General features: G+C 74.5%; 14 protein-coding genes. 9 read left to right on the top strand and 5 right to left on the bottom strand.

The genetic code is table 11. The features are described 5' to 3' along the window. The first annotated feature begins 13 nt into the window (after positions 1-13). Positions 14-502 (top strand): ribosome maturation factor RimP, encoded by a 489-nt coding sequence (gene rimP, locus Q0858_RS19300; protein WP_299057894.1) that lies wholly within the window; start codon positions 14-16, stop codon positions 500-502. Next, complete coding sequence (nusA, locus tag Q0858_RS19295) at positions 502-1,527, top strand: transcription termination factor NusA (protein ID WP_299057892.1); 1,026 nt, start codon at positions 502-504, stop codon at positions 1,525-1,527. The genes rimP and nusA overlap by 1 nt, the downstream gene beginning before the upstream one ends. A gap of 8 nt (positions 1,528-1,535) precedes the next feature. Here nusA and Q0858_RS19290 read toward each other — a convergent pair whose 3' ends face one another. Next, the gene (locus Q0858_RS19290; RefSeq protein ID WP_299057890.1) at positions 1,536-2,315 is read right to left on the bottom strand and encodes a glycoside hydrolase family 16 protein; all 780 of its coding nucleotides are present in this window, start codon (positions 2,313-2,315) and stop codon (positions 1,536-1,538) included. Between the two features lie 83 nt (positions 2,316-2,398). Here Q0858_RS19290 and Q0858_RS19285 point away from each other — a divergent pair, with 83 nt between their 5' ends. From Q0858_RS19285 to truB, 4 genes are all read left to right on the top strand, one after another. Beyond that, positions 2,399-2,713, top strand: a complete 315-nt coding sequence (locus Q0858_RS19285; protein ID WP_366916026.1) for a YlxR family protein — start codon at positions 2,399-2,401, stop codon at positions 2,711-2,713. Between the two features lie 105 nt (positions 2,714-2,818). Then, positions 2,819-5,674, top strand: coding sequence for a translation initiation factor IF-2 (infB, locus tag Q0858_RS19280; RefSeq protein WP_299057888.1), 2,856 nt, complete (start codon positions 2,819-2,821; stop codon positions 5,672-5,674). A 114-nt stretch (positions 5,675-5,788) separates the two neighbouring features. Further along, complete coding sequence (gene rbfA, locus Q0858_RS19275) at positions 5,789-6,298, top strand: 30S ribosome-binding factor RbfA (protein ID WP_299057886.1); 510 nt, start codon at positions 5,789-5,791, stop codon at positions 6,296-6,298. Beyond that, positions 6,295-7,167, top strand: coding sequence for a tRNA pseudouridine(55) synthase TruB (gene truB / locus Q0858_RS19270; RefSeq protein ID WP_299057884.1), 873 nt, complete (start codon positions 6,295-6,297; stop codon positions 7,165-7,167). Before rbfA ends, truB begins: the two co-directional genes overlap by 4 nt. 133 nt (positions 7,168-7,300) lie before the next feature. Here the strand turns inward: truB and Q0858_RS19265 are convergent, their stop codons facing one another. The 4 genes from Q0858_RS19265 to Q0858_RS19250 all read right to left on the bottom strand — a co-directional run bounded on the left by Q0858_RS19265 (position 7,301) and on the right by Q0858_RS19250 (position 11,488). Further along, positions 7,301-7,561, bottom strand: coding sequence for an HPr family phosphocarrier protein (locus Q0858_RS19265; protein WP_299057882.1), 261 nt, complete (start codon positions 7,559-7,561; stop codon positions 7,301-7,303). A 57-nt stretch (positions 7,562-7,618) separates the two neighbouring features. Next, positions 7,619-9,700 carry a fructose-specific PTS transporter subunit EIIC gene (locus Q0858_RS19260; RefSeq protein ID WP_299057880.1) on the bottom strand — a complete coding sequence of 694 codons (2,082 nt, stop codon included), beginning with the start codon at positions 9,698-9,700 and terminating at the stop codon, positions 7,619-7,621. 79 nt (positions 9,701-9,779) lie between these two features. After that, complete coding sequence (locus Q0858_RS19255) at positions 9,780-10,751, bottom strand: 1-phosphofructokinase family hexose kinase (RefSeq protein ID WP_299057878.1); 972 nt, start codon at positions 10,749-10,751, stop codon at positions 9,780-9,782. Beyond that, positions 10,748-11,488, bottom strand: a complete 741-nt coding sequence (locus tag Q0858_RS19250) for a DeoR/GlpR family DNA-binding transcription regulator (RefSeq protein WP_299057876.1) — start codon at positions 11,486-11,488, stop codon at positions 10,748-10,750. The genes Q0858_RS19255 and Q0858_RS19250 overlap by 4 nt, the downstream gene beginning before the upstream one ends. A 137-nt stretch (positions 11,489-11,625) precedes the next feature. On the opposite strand from Q0858_RS19250, the gene ptsP reads away from it, so the two are divergent. From ptsP to Q0858_RS19235, 3 genes are all read left to right on the top strand, one after another. Beyond that, the gene (gene ptsP / locus Q0858_RS19245) at positions 11,626-13,341 is read left to right on the top strand and encodes a phosphoenolpyruvate--protein phosphotransferase (protein WP_299057874.1); all 1,716 of its coding nucleotides are present in this window, start codon (positions 11,626-11,628) and stop codon (positions 13,339-13,341) included. Positions 13,342-13,418: 77 nt separating this feature from the next. Continuing rightward, positions 13,419-14,366 carry a bifunctional riboflavin kinase/FAD synthetase gene (locus Q0858_RS19240; RefSeq protein ID WP_299057872.1) on the top strand — a complete coding sequence of 316 codons (948 nt, stop codon included), beginning with the start codon at positions 13,419-13,421 and terminating at the stop codon, positions 14,364-14,366. Between the two features lie 7 nt (positions 14,367-14,373). Further along, positions 14,374-15,432, top strand: coding sequence for a hypothetical protein (locus Q0858_RS19235; protein WP_299057870.1), 1,059 nt, complete (start codon positions 14,374-14,376; stop codon positions 15,430-15,432). Positions 15,433-15,476: the final 44 nt, after the last annotated feature.

Below are 15,476 nucleotides of genomic sequence, written 5' to 3'. Positions count from 1 at the left end.
AAAGGACGACGCCATGACCCGGCGGATCGGTGAGGTCCTCACGGGCCCCGTCTCCGCGCTGGGCATGGACCTGGAGGCCCTCGACCTCGCCCCGGCGGGCGCGAAGCGGCTGCTGCGGGTCGCGGTCGACAAGGACGGCGGCGTCACCATGGACGACGTCGCCGACGCCACCCGCGAGATATCCCGGGTGCTCGACGAGTCCGACGTGATGGGGGAGCGGGCGTACACCCTCGAGGTGACCTCCCGCGGCGTCGACCGGCCCCTGGAGCTGCCGCGCCACTGGCGCCGCAACACCGACCGTCTCGTCCGTGTCACCCCGACCGAGGGCGAGCCGTTCACCGGTCGCGTCACCGCGGCCGCCGACGAGGCGGACGGCGCCGCGACGCTGGACGTGGGAGGCGAGACCCGCGAGGTCGCCTACGCCGACGTCGCCCGCGCCGTCGTGCAGGTCGAGTTCAACCGCAAGGACGCAGCGCCCGCGAGCGCCGAGGAGGACGACTGATGGACATCGACCTGAGCATCCTGAGGATGCTGGAGCGCGAGAAGGAGATCTCCTTCGACGTCCTCGTCGAGGCGATCGAGCAGGCCCTGCTCACGGCCTACCAGCGGACCCCGGGCGCCCACGAGCAGGCCCGCGTCGAGCTGGACCGCAAGAGCGGACGCGTGGCCGTGATGGCCGCCGAGCTCGACGACGAGGGCGAGAAGGTCGGCGAGTTCGACGACACCCCCGCGGGCTTCGGCCGGATCGCCGCGACCACCGCGAAGCAGATGATGCTGCAGAAGCTGCGCGACGCCGAGGACGACGTCCGCTTCGGGGAGTTCTCCGGCAAGGAGGGCGACATCCTGTCCGGGGTGATCCAGCAGGGCCGCAACCCCGACGACGTGCTCGTCGACCTCGGCCGGCTCGAGGCCATGCTGCCCCCGGGCGAGCGGGTCCCCGGCGAGCGGTACACCCACGGCACCCGCATCAAGGCCCTGGTGGTCTCGGTGCGGCGCGGGATGCGGGGGCCGCAGGTCACCCTGTCGCGCTCGCACCCCAACCTGGTCCGCAAGCTGTTCGCGCTCGAGGTGCCGGAGATCGCCGACGGCACCGTCGAGATCGTCGCCATCGCCCGCGAGGCCGGCCACCGCACGAAGATGGCGGTGCGCACCTCGGTGCCGGGCGTCAACCCGAAGGGCTCCTGCATCGGCCCCATGGGCCAGCGGGTGCGCAACGTGATGGCCGAGCTCAACGGCGAGAAGATCGACATCGTCGACCACTCCGACGACCCGGCGCGGATGGTCGCCCACGCGCTGTCCCCGGCCCGGGTGACGTCGGTGACGGTGGTCTCGGCCGAGGCGCGCGCCGCCCGGGTGGTCGTCCCGGACTTCCAGCTCTCGCTGGCCATCGGCAAGGAGGGCCAGAACGCCCGCCTCGCCGCCCGGCTCACCGGGTGGCGCATCGACATCCGCTCCGACGAGGCGCCCGCCGAGGACGGCGACGCCGCGGACGGCGACGCCGCGGACGGCGACGCCGCGGGGGCCTGAGCCCCGGCTCAGACGGTCGCGGTGACCTCGTGGACCACCATCCGCGGGACGTGGTCGTCCGGACCCGGCCAGTCCGGGAAGTCGAAGACGGCCAGCACCAGCTGCATCGGGTACGTCGGCGGCGCGGCGCAGCGGCGGACCACCCGGCCGTCCACGCTGAACGCCGCCTCCCCGGCGTCCCAGTCGACGGCGTAGTCGTGGGGCCGGGCGACGTCGAGCGGCAGCCGGACCGCCGCGAAGTCGTCGGCCAGGTCCGGGTCGCGGAAGGGCTTGATCCCCACCCCGACCTCCGCGGAGGGCTCCGCCGGGTGGTCCGGGCCGCCGACGACGGAGCGGCCGAAGACCTCGGCCACGCAGATCTCCCCGCACTGTCGCTGGCCCGGGTCGTCCTCGAAGCCCGCGAGCCAGAGCGCGGCCATCGACCGGGGCGACAGGTGCATCTCCGCGCGCATCGACACCTCGCCGGACCGCGGCAGCCACCCCTCGTGCCGGGGCTGCTCCTCGCGCACCGTCAGGCCGTCCGCGAACCGCTGCTGGCCGAGGGACGAGCCCACCGGGCCCGACCACGACCCGCTCTGCAGCCCGGAGACCCGGAGCGGCTCGGCGTGGCGGTCGGGGCACCACAGCGGGTGGTCGAGGGGCACCTCGAGGTCCAGACGACCCCCGTCGAGGCGGAACGCCGCGGCGGTGGCGGCCGCGGAGGACCACGCGGGCAGGTAGTGCGGGACCCAGACGGTGCGGTCCAGCCGCCCTCCGCCGAAGTCCTCGACACGCCGTGGCGGGTCCATGCCGGGAGGATAGGCCCGGAACGCCGCTCCGAGGCCCGTCCGGTTCGGCGGCAGGTGGCGACGAGGGGTAGTGTTGTCACACGGTGGCACTCTCCCGGACTTCCCCTGTGCGCACGTGCGTGGGATGTCGTGGACGGGCCGCCGCCGGCGAGTTGTTGCGGGTGACCGTCGGGACCGATGCGCAGGGCCACCAGGCCGTCGTGCCGGACCCGGGTCGCACGGCGACCGGACGGGGGGCACACGTGCACCTCGACCGATCGTGCTACGACCTCGCGATCAGGAGGAAGGCGTTCCCGCGCGCGTTGCGGGTGCCCGGCCCCCTGGCCACCGAGGGCGTGGAACGACTGCTGGAACCGACCGACACACCGACCGACAGAAGCTGGAGCAGCAGCTCATGAGCACTCGATGAGTACCTCACGATGAGTTTGCACCACCACTAACGGTCCGACTCCCCCCCGCCGGCGCACGCCGGCTCCACCGGGTCTCGGGCCAGAAGGAGAAACGTGGCCAAGACCCGAGTTCACGAGCTCGCCAAGGAGTACGGCGTCGAGAGCAGGTTCGTTCTCGAGAAGCTCAAGGAGATGGGGGAGTTCGTCAAGTCGGCGTCCTCCACCGTGGAACCGCCCGTCGAGATGCGGTTCAAGAAGCAGTACGGCGAGGAGCTGAAGTCCTCCGGCGGCGGCGAGTCCGCGCCGGCGGCCGCCCCTGCGTCCGGTGGCGGCACCGCCGCGCCGGCCCGACCCGGCGGCGGACCCCGCCCCGGTCCTCGCCCCGGCCCGCGCCAGGCGCCGGCCGAGCCCGAGCCCGCCCCGGTGGTGCCCGACCCGGTCGCCCCCGCGCAGCCCGCTGCCGAGGCGCCCGCCCCGGCCGCGGCCCCCGAGGTCCCCGCTGCTCCCGCCGCGGCGGCCCCCGAGGCGCCGGCCGCCAAGGCCGACACGGCCGGCACGGGCGGCACGCCGTCCCCGACGCCGCGTGCGCCCGCCCCGAAGGCCCCGGCACCCCGCCCGGTCGGCAAGCCGGCCGGCACGCCGCGTCCGGGCAACAACCCGTTCAGCTCCAACCAGGGCATGGGCCGTCGCCCCGCGCCGCCGCGGGAGGGTGCGGGCGCAGCCCCGGCCGCCCCCGGTGACGCGCAGCGTCCGCCGCGTCCCCCGGCCGCCCGCGAGGGTGGAGCCCCGGCGGGCCGTCCCGGCATGCCTCGCCCCAACCCGGCGATGATGCCGAAGTCCCCGGCCACCTTCGGTGCCGGTCGTGGCGGCCCCGCCGGCCGCGGCGGCCCCGGTGGTGCCCCCGGTCGCGGTGGCCCCGGTGGCCCCGGTGGCCGTCCCGGCGCACCCGGTCGCGGTGGTCCCGGTGGTCCTCCCGGTGGTGGCTTCGCCGGCCGTCCCGGCGGCGGTCCCGGCCGCGGTCGTCCGGGTCAGCGCGGTCAGACCCAGGGTGCCTTCGGGCGTCCCGGTGGTCCGTCGCGTCGTGGTCGCAAGTCGAAGCGGGCACGTCGTCAGGAGTTCGAGGCCATGCAGGCCCCGACCATCGGCGGCATGCGGGTCCGCAAGGGTGACGGCGAGACCGTGCGCCTGGCGCGCGGCTCGTCCCTGACCGACTTCGCCGAGAAGATCGGCGTCGACGCCGCAGCCCTGGTGCAGATGCTGTTCCACCTGGGCGAGATGGTGACGTCGACCGAGTCGGTCAACGACGCCACCCTCGAGCTGCTCGGCGAGGAGCTCAACTACGTCGTCGAGGTCGTCTCGCCCGAGGACGAGGACCGGGCGCTGCTCGAGTCGTTCGACCTCGAGTTCGGCGAGGACGAGGGCGCCGCGGAGCTGATGGTCGCCCGTCCGCCGGTCGTGACCGTCATGGGCCACGTCGACCACGGCAAGACCAAGCTGCTGGACGCGCTCCGCAGCGCCAACGTGGTCGACAAGGAGGCCGGTGGGATCACCCAGCACATCGGGGCCTACCAGGTGGCGACGGAGGTCGACGGCGACGAGCGTCGCATCACCTTCATCGACACCCCCGGTCACGAGGCGTTCACGGCCATGCGTGCCCGAGGCTCGAAGTCCTCGGACATCGCGGTCCTGGTGGTCGCGGCCGACGACGGCGTGATGCCGCAGACGGTGGAGGCGCTCAACCACGCCCTCGCCGCCGAGGTGCCGGTCGTCGTCGCGGTCAACAAGATCGACCGGCCCGACGCCGACCCGACCAAGGTCCGCGGCCAGCTCACCGAGTACGGCCTGGTCCCCGAGGAGTACGGCGGCGACACCATGTTCGTCGACGTCTCGGCGCGCGAGATGCTGAACCTCGACGCGCTGCTCGAGGCCATCGTCCTGACGACCGACGCGTCGCTGGACCTGCGGGCCAACCCCGAGCAGGACGCCCAGGGCCTGATCGTGGAGGCCCACCTGGACCGCGGTCGCGGCCCGGTGGCCACGATCCTGGTCCAGCGCGGCACTCTGCGCGTCGGCGACTCGATCGTCGCCGGACCGGCCCACGGCCGTGTCCGCGCGATGCTCGACGAGCACGGCGACACCGTGGAGGAGGCCGACCCGTCGCGCCCCGTCATGGTGCTGGGTCTCTCGGCGGTGCCGGGAGCGGGCCAGAACTTCCTGGTCGTCGAGGACGACCGGATCGCCCGCCAGATCGCCGAGAAGCGGGAGTCGCGCGAGCGCGCCGCCATGCAGGCCAAGCGTCGCGTGCGCCGGACCCTCGAGGACTTCATGGCCTCGATGGAGAAGGGTGCCGAGCGCCAGGAGCTCAACCTGATCCTGAAGGGCGACGTGTCCGGCTCGGTGGAGGCCCTCGAGGACTCGCTGGCGAAGATCGACGTCGGCGACGAGGTCAGCATCCGGGTCATCGACCGCGGTGTCGGTGCGATCACCGAGACCAACGTCGACCTGGCCGCGGCCTCCGACGCGATCATCATCGGGTTCAACGTCCGCCCGCAGGGCAAGGCGTCCGAGATGGCCGACCGCGAGGGCGTGGAGATCCGGTACTACTCGGTCATCTACCAGGCCATCGAGGAGATCGAGGCGGCCCTCAAGGGCCTGCTGAAGCCGGTGTACGAGGAGATCAGGCTCGGGCAGGCGCAGATCCGCGAGATCTTCCGCTCGTCCAAGCTCGGCAACATCGCGGGCTGCATGGTCACCGACGGCGTCCTGCGTCGCAACGCCAAGGTGCGTCTGCTGCGCGACGGTGCCGTCGTGGCCGACAACCTCGACCTCGCCTCGCTGCGCCGCGAGAAGGACGACGCGTCCGAGGTCCGCGAGGGCTTCGAGTGCGGTCTGGTCCTGCGCAACTACCAGGACATCCGGATCGAGGACGTCGTCGAGGCGTTCGAGATGCGGGAGATCCCGCGCGCGTAGGCGCCGCTCGAGAAGCAGTCTCGAGGAGCACCGACACCCGGTGGGCCAGGTCCCGACCTGGCCCACCGGGTCGTCTCACGTCACAGTGACGTCGAAGTCACGGAGGAGAGCACCATGAGCAGTCCCCGGGCCCGGCGCATCGCCGACCGGATCAAGGTCGTCGTCGCCGAGATGCTGGAGCGGCGGATCAAGGACCCCCGCCTGGGGTTCGTGACCCTGACCGACGTCCGCGTCACCGGCGACACGCAGCACGCCACGATCTTCTACACGGTGCTGAGCCAGGGCTCCGCCGCCGACGACCTGGCCGCCACCGCCGCCGCGCTGGAGTCCGCGAAGGGCCTGCTGCGCAGCGAGGTCGGCAAGCAGCTGGGCATCCGCCACGTGCCGTCCCTGGAGTTCGTCCAGGACGCGCTGCCGGAGAGCGCCCGCGCGATCGACGACCTGCTGTCGCGGGTGGCCGAGGCCGACGCCGAGGCCGCCCAGCGCTCGCAGGGCGCGTCGTACGCGGGGGAGCCGGACCCGTACAAGAAGCCCCGCGAGGACGGCGACGACGAGGAGCCCGACGAGGAGCCCGGCGGGGAGCCGGCCCCCGAGGAGTCCCGCGGGGAGCCCGGCGCGCCGTGAGCGACCCCACCGGGATCCTGGTGGTCGACAAGCCCGGCGGCATGACGTCCCACGACGTCGTGTCGCGGGCCCGGCGGGCCCTGGGCACCCGGAAGGTCGGTCACGCGGGGACGTTGGACCCGATGGCCACCGGCGTGCTCGTCCTCGGCGTCGGCCGCGCCACCAAGCTGCTGGGCCAGTTGACGCTCACGACCAAGGCGTACGACGCCCGCGCGCGCTTCGGCGTCGCCACCACCACCGACGACGCCGAGGGCGAGCCGCTCGGTGACCCGGCGGACGTGTCCGGCCTGACCGGTGACGCGGTGCGTCACGCGCTGGGGGCGATGGTCGGCGAGCTCGACCAGGTGCCCTCGGCGGTCTCCGCGGTCAAGGTCGACGGCAAGCGGGCGTACGCCCGCGTCCGTGACGGCGAGACGGTCGTGCTCCCGCCCCGGAGGGTGCGGATCGACGCGCTCGACGTCACCGACGTGGACCTGCCCGAGGTCGCCCTCACCGTGCGCTGCTCGTCGGGGACCTACGTCCGCGCGATCGCCCGCGACGCCGGGGCGGCCCTCGGCGTGGGCGGGCACCTGGTCGCGCTGCGTCGTACCGAGGTCGGCCCCTTCACCCTCGACGACGCCGCCGCGCTCGACGACGTCACTGCGGACCGGCTCCTCACGATGGAGGAGACCGTCGCCCGCTGCTTCCCGGTGGTCCGGCTCGACCCCGAGGGCGTGACCGACGTCCGCCACGGCCGGGCGATCGCCCGCACCTGGGCCGACGACGGGCCCGTCGCCGTCCTCGACGACGCCTCCGGTGAGTTCCTCGCGCTGTACGCCGGCCGCGACGACGGCACCGCCCGCGCCGTCACCGTCTTCGCCCCCGCCTGACGCCGAGTCGGCAGAAGTGCACGCCGGAAACGGCTCGAGTCGGCAGATCTGCGCACCCCGTGGGCGCAGATCCGCCGACTCGAGGTCGTACGGGTGCCGGTTCCGGCCGGCTCGGTGGTGCTGCTCGGTGGTGCTACTCGGCGTCGAGGTCCTTCTCGACCAGGGCGGCGATGGCGTCGACGTCGGCCTGGTCGTCGCCGGAGACCTCGACCGTGTCGCCGTTGCCGGCGCCGAGGGTCATGATCATCAGCGAGGACCCGGCGTCCACCGGCTCGTCGCCGGGCAGGCCGATGAGGACCTCGGAGTCGAGGTCACCCGCGGCCTCGGAGATGATCGCGGCGGGGCGGGCGTGCAGGCCGACGGCGGAGCCGACGACGACGGACTTGGTGGGCATGTGGTGCTCCTCCTCGTGACGGTGGTGCGTAGAACCTAGCGACCGACGCGGGCGGTCTCAGGCGACCGGCGCGACGACCGGCTTGCTGGCCATCGACTTGAGGCCCACGACCGCGGCGGCGGCGACCAGGGTGCCGGCGACGAGGGCGATGATGAAGCCGGTGATGTTGCCGACCGCGAACAGCACGAAGATGCCGCCGTGCGGGGCCCGCAGGGTGACGTCGAGGGCCTGCGAGAGCCCGCCGGTGACGGCGGAGCCCAGCATGATCGCGGGGATGACGCGCAGCGGGTCGGCCGCGGCGAACGGGATCGCGCCCTCGGTGATGAAGCTGGCGCCCATCGCCCAGGCGGCCTTGCCGTTCTCCTTCTCCTGCACGGTGAACAGCTTCGGCCGGACGACGGTGGCCAGCGCGAGCGCCAGCGGGGGCACCATGCCGGCGAGCATGACGGCGGCCATGACCTTCAGCTCCGGGGCGTCCCCGGTGGCGGTGGCGGCGGCGCCGAGGCCGGCGGTGGCGAACGCGTACGCCGTCTTGTTGAGCGGGCCGCCCATGTCGAAGGCCATCATCAGGCCGAGCACGACGCCGAGCAGGATCGCGAGGCCGGGGTTGTCGCCGAGGCTGTTGAGCCCGTCGGTCAGGGCGCCGGTGAGGGCGGTGAGCGGGCGGCCGAGGACGACGATGACGATGAGGCCGGTGATCAGCGTGGCGAGCAGCGGGATCACGAGCACGGGCATGAGGCCGCGGGCCCAGGCCGGGACCTTCCAGCGGGAGATCCAGGCGGCCACGAGGCCGGCGAGGACACCGCCGATGATGCCGCCGATGAAGCCGGTGCCGGTGAGGCCGGCGACGGCGCCCATGACGAAGCCGGGCGCGATGCCCGGGCGGTCGGCGATGGCGTAGGCGATGTAGCCCGCGAGCGCGGGGACGAGGAACCCGAAGGCCGCGCCGCCGAGGACGAACAGGAGCGCCCCGACGTACGTCAGGAGCGCGCCGTGGGTGAACGCGGCGTTGTTCGCCAGCTCGTAGTCGGCCAGGTTCGGCAGGTTCGCGAAGCTGGAGTTGAGCACGATGTCCTGCGCGACGCTGCTCGGGCGGCCGTCGGCGTACCCGAGGGCGATCTCGTAGCCCGCGAGCAGGAAGCCGAGGGCGATGAGCAGGCCGCCGGCGGCGACGAACGGGATCATGTACGACACGCCGGTCATCAGCACGCGACGCACGGACCCGCCGAACGACTCCGAGCCCTTGGACTCGGCGGCGTCGGAGCCGGAGCCCTCGACGCGGGGGGCGTTCGGGTCGTCCGCGAGGCGCAGGGCCTTGGCGATCATGCCGTCGCCGTCGTCGATCGGGCCCTTGACCCCGGAGGACAGCAGCGGCTTGCCGGCGAACCGGCCGCGGTCGCGGACCCCCACGTCGACGGCGAAGATCACGGCGTCGGCCTTCGCGATGGTGTCGGGCGACAGCGGCGTGGAGCCGGCCGAGCCCTGGGTCTCGACGTCGATGGTGACGCCGGCCTTGGCGGCGGCGGCCTCGAGGGCCTCGGCGGCCATGTACGTGTGGGCGATGCCGGTCGGGCAGGCGGTGACGGCGACGAGGCGGCGACCGGTGGCCGGCGTGCCCGAGGCGGACGACGCACCCTTGTCGAGGCTCGCGGCACCGGCGGCGGGCGCCGCGCCGGCGGGCTGCCGCTCCGGCTCCACGACGGCCATGACGGTGGCGACGACCTCGTCGGGGGTGGAGGCCTCGCGCAGGGCGGCCCGGAACTCGGGCTTGACCAGCGAGCGGGCCAGCTTGGTCAGCAGCTGGAGGTGGGCGTTGCCGCCACCCTCGGGTGCCGCGATGAGGAAGCAGATGTCGGCGCCGCCGTCCTTCGCGCCGAAGTCGACCGGCGGGGAGAGCCGGGCGAAGACCAGCGTGGGCTCGCTCACGGCGGTGGTGCGGCAGTGGGGGATCGCGATGCCGTCCTTGAGCCCGGTGGGCGAGGTGGCCTCGCGGGCGTGGGCGTCGGCGGTCAGCTGCTCCACGTCGCTCGTGCGGCCGGCGTCGCCGACGACCTGGGCGAGGGCGCGGATGACGTCGAGCTTGTCGGCGCCGTACGCGGCGTCGAGGCGTACGAGATCGGTGGTGATCACGTCGGCCATGGGGTCACTCTCCATGAGGGGGCTGGTTGCGGCGGGGTGCCGCGGTCGGGGCGGGTGGGAGGGGCGGTACGACGGGCCGTCAGGCCCGCGGGCGGGCCGCGGGGCGGCCCAGGTCGCCGACGGCGACCAGCTCGGGGTGCACCTGGTCGGGGTGCGGGATGGTCGTGCCGGGCAGGCCGGCGGCGGCGCTGCCGTAGGCGACGGCGAGCGCGAGGCGGTCGGCGGGGCCGCGTCCCTCGCGGTCGGCGAGGAGGTAGCCGAAGAGGCTGGAGTCCCCGGCGCCCACGGTCGAGACGACACGGGTCGGCGGGGGAGAGGCGTGGTGGTCGCCGTCGGCACCGACGAGGACGGCGCCGTGCCCGCCGAGGGTGACCAGGACGGTCTCGACGCCGCGGTCGAGGAGCTGGTGCGCCGCGGCGGCCGCCGCGGCCGGGTCGGCCTCGAGGGCGTCGCCGTCGAGCCCGCTGGTGATGAGCGAGGCCAGCTCGTGGCCGTTGGGCTTCATCAGGTGCGGGGCACCGCCCTCGAGCCGCTCGACGAGCGCGGCCAGCGGGGCGTCGCTCGTGTCGACCGCGACCCGGGTGACGCTCCGCAGGTCGGCGACCAGGTCGGCGTACCAGCCGTCCGGCGCGCCGGGTGGCAGCGAGCCGGCCAGCACGACCCAGTCGGCGCCGACGGCGGCCTCGTGGAGGCGCGCGCCGAGCTCGTCGAGGACGGCCGGGGTGGCGGGGATGCCGGGGCTGTTGAGCTTGGTCGTGGTGCCGTCGGGCTCGCTGAGGGTGAGGTTGACGCGGACGGCGCCGTCGACGGCCACGAGCGTGGCGGGGATGCCGGCCGCGCGCAGCTCGAGGGCGAACGCGTCGTCGGCGGCGCAGGGCAGGACCGCGGTGGTCGGCACCCCGGCGGCGAGGCAGGCCCGCGAGATGTTGACGCCCTTGCCGCCGGCCTGGCTGATCACCGACTCGGTGCGGAGCACGGCGCCCCGGCGGAGCTCGCCGGCGAGCGTCACGGTGCGGTCCGTGCTCGGGTTGGGGGTGAGGGTCACGATCACGCGACCACCACCTCGATCCCGGCCTGCTCGAGGCGTCGCAGCTCGGAGGTGTCGGCGCCCGGGTCGGTCACGAGGACGTCGACCTCGGAGGTGCGGGCGAAGCGGACCGTCGACCGCCGGCCCAGCTTGGTGGAGTCCGCGAGGACGACGACCCGCCGCGCGGAGGCCACGAGGGCCGACTTGACGGCGGCCTCGTCGGCGTCCGGGGTCGAGAAGCCGTGCTGGGCGCTGACGGCGTTGGTGCCGAGGAACGCCACGTCGACGCGCAGCGCGGCGAGCGCGGCCACCGTCGGGCCGCCCACGGCGGCCTGGGTGGTGGAGCGGACCCGGCCGGGCAGCAGGTTGACCTCGACGTGGGGGAGGACCAGCAGCCGGGCGGCCACGGGGACCGCGTGCGTGTGGACCGACAGGCGGCGGTCACCCGGCATGGCCGCGGCGAGCCGCACGGTCGTGCTGCCGGCGTCGACGACCACGCTCGCGCCGTCCTCCGGCAGCTGCGCCAGGGCGGCCTTCGCGATGAGCTCCTTGAGGTCGGTGTTGGTGCGGTCGCGCTCGGCGACCTCGGCCTCGGGGGCGCTCAGGGCGTCGGCGGGGACGGCGCCCCCGTGCGTACGACGGATCGCGCCGGACCGCTCGAGGTGGGACAGGTCGCGGCGTACCGTCTCCGTGGTGACGTCGAACTCGTCGGCCAGCTCGGTGACGGAGAGGCGTCGACGCTCGGCGACGAGCCGGCTCATGGCCTGACGTCGCTCCTCGGGGTACATCCACCGACCTCCTCGTGAGGGGTTCGACACGTCGCAGGGGATCTGCGCTTGTGTTGTTTTATGCCCGAATGTGTTGACTGTCAAGGGCGGCACCCGTTTAGGTTGTGACCGTGACCACTGAGACGACTGCCACCTCGTCCGCCACCGAGCCCCCTCTCGTCGGGACGCCCGTCGTCCCGGGTCTCGCGTACGGACCCGCCCTGCTCGCCCGCACCGAGGTCTCACCGGCCGCGGTCGAGGCGTACGCCGCCCGCGCGGCCGACCTCGGCGAGGAGGAGGCGCTGGCCGCCTACGAGGAGGCCGCGGGCGCCGTGGCCGCCGGCTTCACCGCGCGCGCCGAGAAGACGACCGGGCACGCCGCCGAGGTCATGACGGCCTCCGCCGGCCTCGCCTCCGACCGGGGGCTGCGCAACGCCGTCCGCAAGACCCTGCGCTCGGGCGAGAACCTCCCGGACGCCCTGGCGGCGGCGGTCGAGCAGTTCGTCGGCCTCTTCACCCAGGCCGGCGGCCTCATGGCCGAGCGCGTCACCGACCTGCGCGACATCGAGAAGCGCATCCTGGCCCGCCTCGTCGGCGAGCCCGAGCCCGGTGCACCGAGCCCGTCGGAGCCGTCCGTGCTGCTCGCCGAGGACCTCTCCCCGGCCGACACCGCCGGGCTCGACCCCGCCCTCGTGGTCGCCCTGGTCACCGAGAAGGGCGGGCCCACCTCCCACACGGCGATCATCGCCCGCCAGCTCGGCATCCCCTGCGTGGTCGGCACCGAGGGCGCGATGTCCCTGGCCGCCGGCACGCCCCTGCTCGTCGACGGCACCTCGGGGGCCGTCACCGCCGACCCCGACGCCGACGAGGCGCGGGCGCGCGTCGCCGCCGACGCCGAGCAGCGCGAGGCCCTCGCGTCGTGGGAGGGCCCCGGCCGTCTCTCCGACGGCCTGCGCATCAAGCTGCTGGCCAACGTCGCCGACGGCGAATCCGCCGCGAAGGCCGCGACCGGCCCGGTCGAGGGCGTCGGGCTGTTCCGCACCGAGCTGTGCTTCCTCAACCGCGCCGAGGAGCCGACCGTCGAGGAGCAGGCCGACATCTACTCCCGCGTCCTGGACGCGTTCGCCGGCGACGGTGAGCAGTACGTCGTCGTCCGCACCCTCGACGCCGGCTCCGACAAGCCCGTCGCCTACGCCACGCTCCCCGGCGAGGAGAACCCCGCCCTCGGCGTCCGCGGCCTGCGGCTGGCCAAGGGCAACCCCGGCCTGATGACCCGTCAGCTCGACGGCATCGCGGCGGCCGCCGAGCGCACCGGGACGCCGACCTGGGTGATGGCCCCCATGGTCGCGACGGTGGCCGAGGCGGAGGAGTTCGCCGCCGCCGTCCACGAGCGCGGGCTGAAGGCCGGCGTGATGGTGGAGGTCCCGAGCGCCGCCCTGCTCGCCCACCGGATGCTCGAGGTCGTCGACTTCCTCTCCATCGGCACCAACGACCTCACCCAGTACGCCATGGCCGCCGACCGGATGGCCAGCGACCTGGCGCACCTCACCGACCCGTGGCAGCCCGCCGTCCTCCAGCTCATCGCCATCACCGCCGAGGCCGGCATCCAGGCCGGCAAGCCGGTGGGGGTCTGCGGCGAGGCCGCGGCCGACCCGCTCCTGGCGTGCGCACTGGTCGGGATGGGCATCACGTCGCTGTCGATGGCCCCGGCCGCCGTCCGCGCCGTGGGCGCCCGGCTCGCCTCGGTCAGCGCCACGGACTGCGAGGAGGCCGCCGAGGCCGCCCTCGCGGCCTCCGACCCGGCCGCCGGCCGCGCCGCCGTGCTGCAGGTGCTCGAGGGCCGCTGAACGGCGTCCGGGGCCCGGCCCCGGGTGGTCGGGGCGCCCGGTCGGGAGCCCTGTGGGAACCTGGGACCGTGCCTGGGATGCGCGTGTGGCGGAGCCTCGAGGAGGTGCCCGCGGACCTCGACGCCTGCGTCGTCACCGTCGGCAACTTCGACGGCGTCCACCTCGGTCACCAGCTCGTCGTCCGGCGGGCCCGGGCGGCGGCGGAGCGCCTCGGGGTGGAGCGGGTCACCGTGGTCACCTTCGACCCGCACCCCTTCGCCGTCCTGCGGCCCGACCACGCCCCGCAGGTCCTGACCGGCATCGACGACCGCCTCCGGCTCCTCGCCGAGGCCGGCGCTGACGACGCGCTGGTCGTCCCCTTCACCCGCGAGCTCGCCGACTGGAGCCCCGAGGAGTTCACCCGGCGCATCCTCGTCGACGCGCTGCACGCCTGCGCGGTCGTCGTGGGCGCCAACTTCCGCTTCGGCTCCCGCGCCGCCGGCGACGTCGCCTTCCTCCGCGAGGCCGGGGCGCGCCACGGCTTCGAGACCGAGGGCGTCGCGCTCGACGGCGGACCGCAGGTCTGGTCCTCGACGTACGTGCGCCAGTGCGTCGCCGCCGGCGACGTCACCGGGGCCGCCGAGGCGCTCGGCCGGGAGTACGCCGTCCGCGGCGTCGTCGTCTCCGGCGACCGGCGCGGCCGCGAGCTCGGCTACCCGACCGCCAACGTGCCCGTCGGCACCGGCGCGGCCCCCGCCGACGGCGTGTACGCCGGGTGGCTGCGCGTGCTCGACGACGGCCCGGACGCCGGCGTCCCCCACCCGGCCGCGATCTCCGTGGGCTCGAACCCGACGTTCGCGGGGGAGCGGGAGCGACGGGTCGAGGCCTACGTCCTCGACCGCGACGACCTCGAGCTGTACGGCCGCCAGGTCGAGGTCACCTTCACCGCCCACGTGCGGGGCATGACCCGCTTCGACGGCGTCGAGGACCTGCTGACCGCCATGGCCACCGACGTCGAGAACACGCGCCGGGCGCTCGCGCGGTGACCGCGCCGTGACCCCGCCACGGCCGCGCTCGCGGCGCGGCGTCCCCGCGGACCTGCCCGACGCCGTGCGGGCGACCGAGCGGTGGTTCATCGCCCAGGGCCTGCCGTACTTCGTCCCCGAGCAGCGGGCGGCCGCCCGCGCCGCGCTGCGCTCGCGCCGCTCCCTGGTGGTGCTCGTGCTCGTCGCCGCCGTCTCGCTGGCGGTGGGGGTCCTCCTCGCCCGGGTCACCGACGACCCCGCGACGGCACCGGCCCTCCTCACGCTCGTGGTCGGCGGCAGCCTGGCGGTGTACGGCGTCACCGCGATGCGGGGCGCCCCGGTCGCCCGGTTCGCGCTGCGACGCACCGTGACCGGGCTGCGGCTGCTGGTCCCGCTGGTCACCCGGGCGCTGCCGCTGCTCCTGCTCGCGATCACCTTCCTGTTCATCAACGCGGAGGTCTGGGAGGTCAGCGCGACCCTCGACGGGGGACGGCTGTGGCTCGTGGTGCTGCTCTTCGCGTCGTTCGCGGTGCTCTTCCTGCTGGTGCGGCTCCCCGACGAGCTCGACGCCGCCGACCACGGCGTCTCCGACGAGGGCCTCGTGGGCGCCTGCCGGGGCACGCCCCTCGCGGCCCACGCCGAGCGGGTCGTCGCCGACCACCCGGCCTCCGACCTCACCGACGTCCGTCGCTTCGAGCGCGCCAACCTGGTGCTGGTCCTCGTGATCGTGCAGGCCGCCCAGGTCCTGCTGGTGGCCCTCGCCGTCTTCGCCTTCCTCATGCTCCTCGGCGGCGTCGCGATGGACGAGAGCGTCCAGAGCGGCTGGATCGGCGAGCAGCGGACCACGTCGCTGCCCGTCCTCGGCAACCTGTCCGTCGAGCTCGCGCAGGTCTCGACGTTCCTCGCCGCCTTCGCCGGGCTGTCGTTCACCGTCTACGCCGTCACGGACGAGACCTACCGCGACCAGTTCTTCACCCAGGTCAAGGGCGAGCTCGACCGCGCCGTCGGCGTCCGGGCCGTCTACCTGGCCGCCCGGCAGGAGGTCGGGGAGCCGGCCGCCGATTCGGACGCCGCGGGCCCCCGCTGATAACTTGATCCGGTTGTGCTGACGCCGTGTAACGGCCGCGGATC

This window comes from uncultured Nocardioides sp. (assembly GCF_947489365.1).
Taxonomy (GTDB): domain Bacteria; phylum Actinomycetota; class Actinomycetes; order Propionibacteriales; family Nocardioidaceae; genus Nocardioides.
The sequence above is the reverse complement of the archived record's forward strand: the minus strand, read 5'-3'. Positions and strand labels throughout refer to the sequence as shown.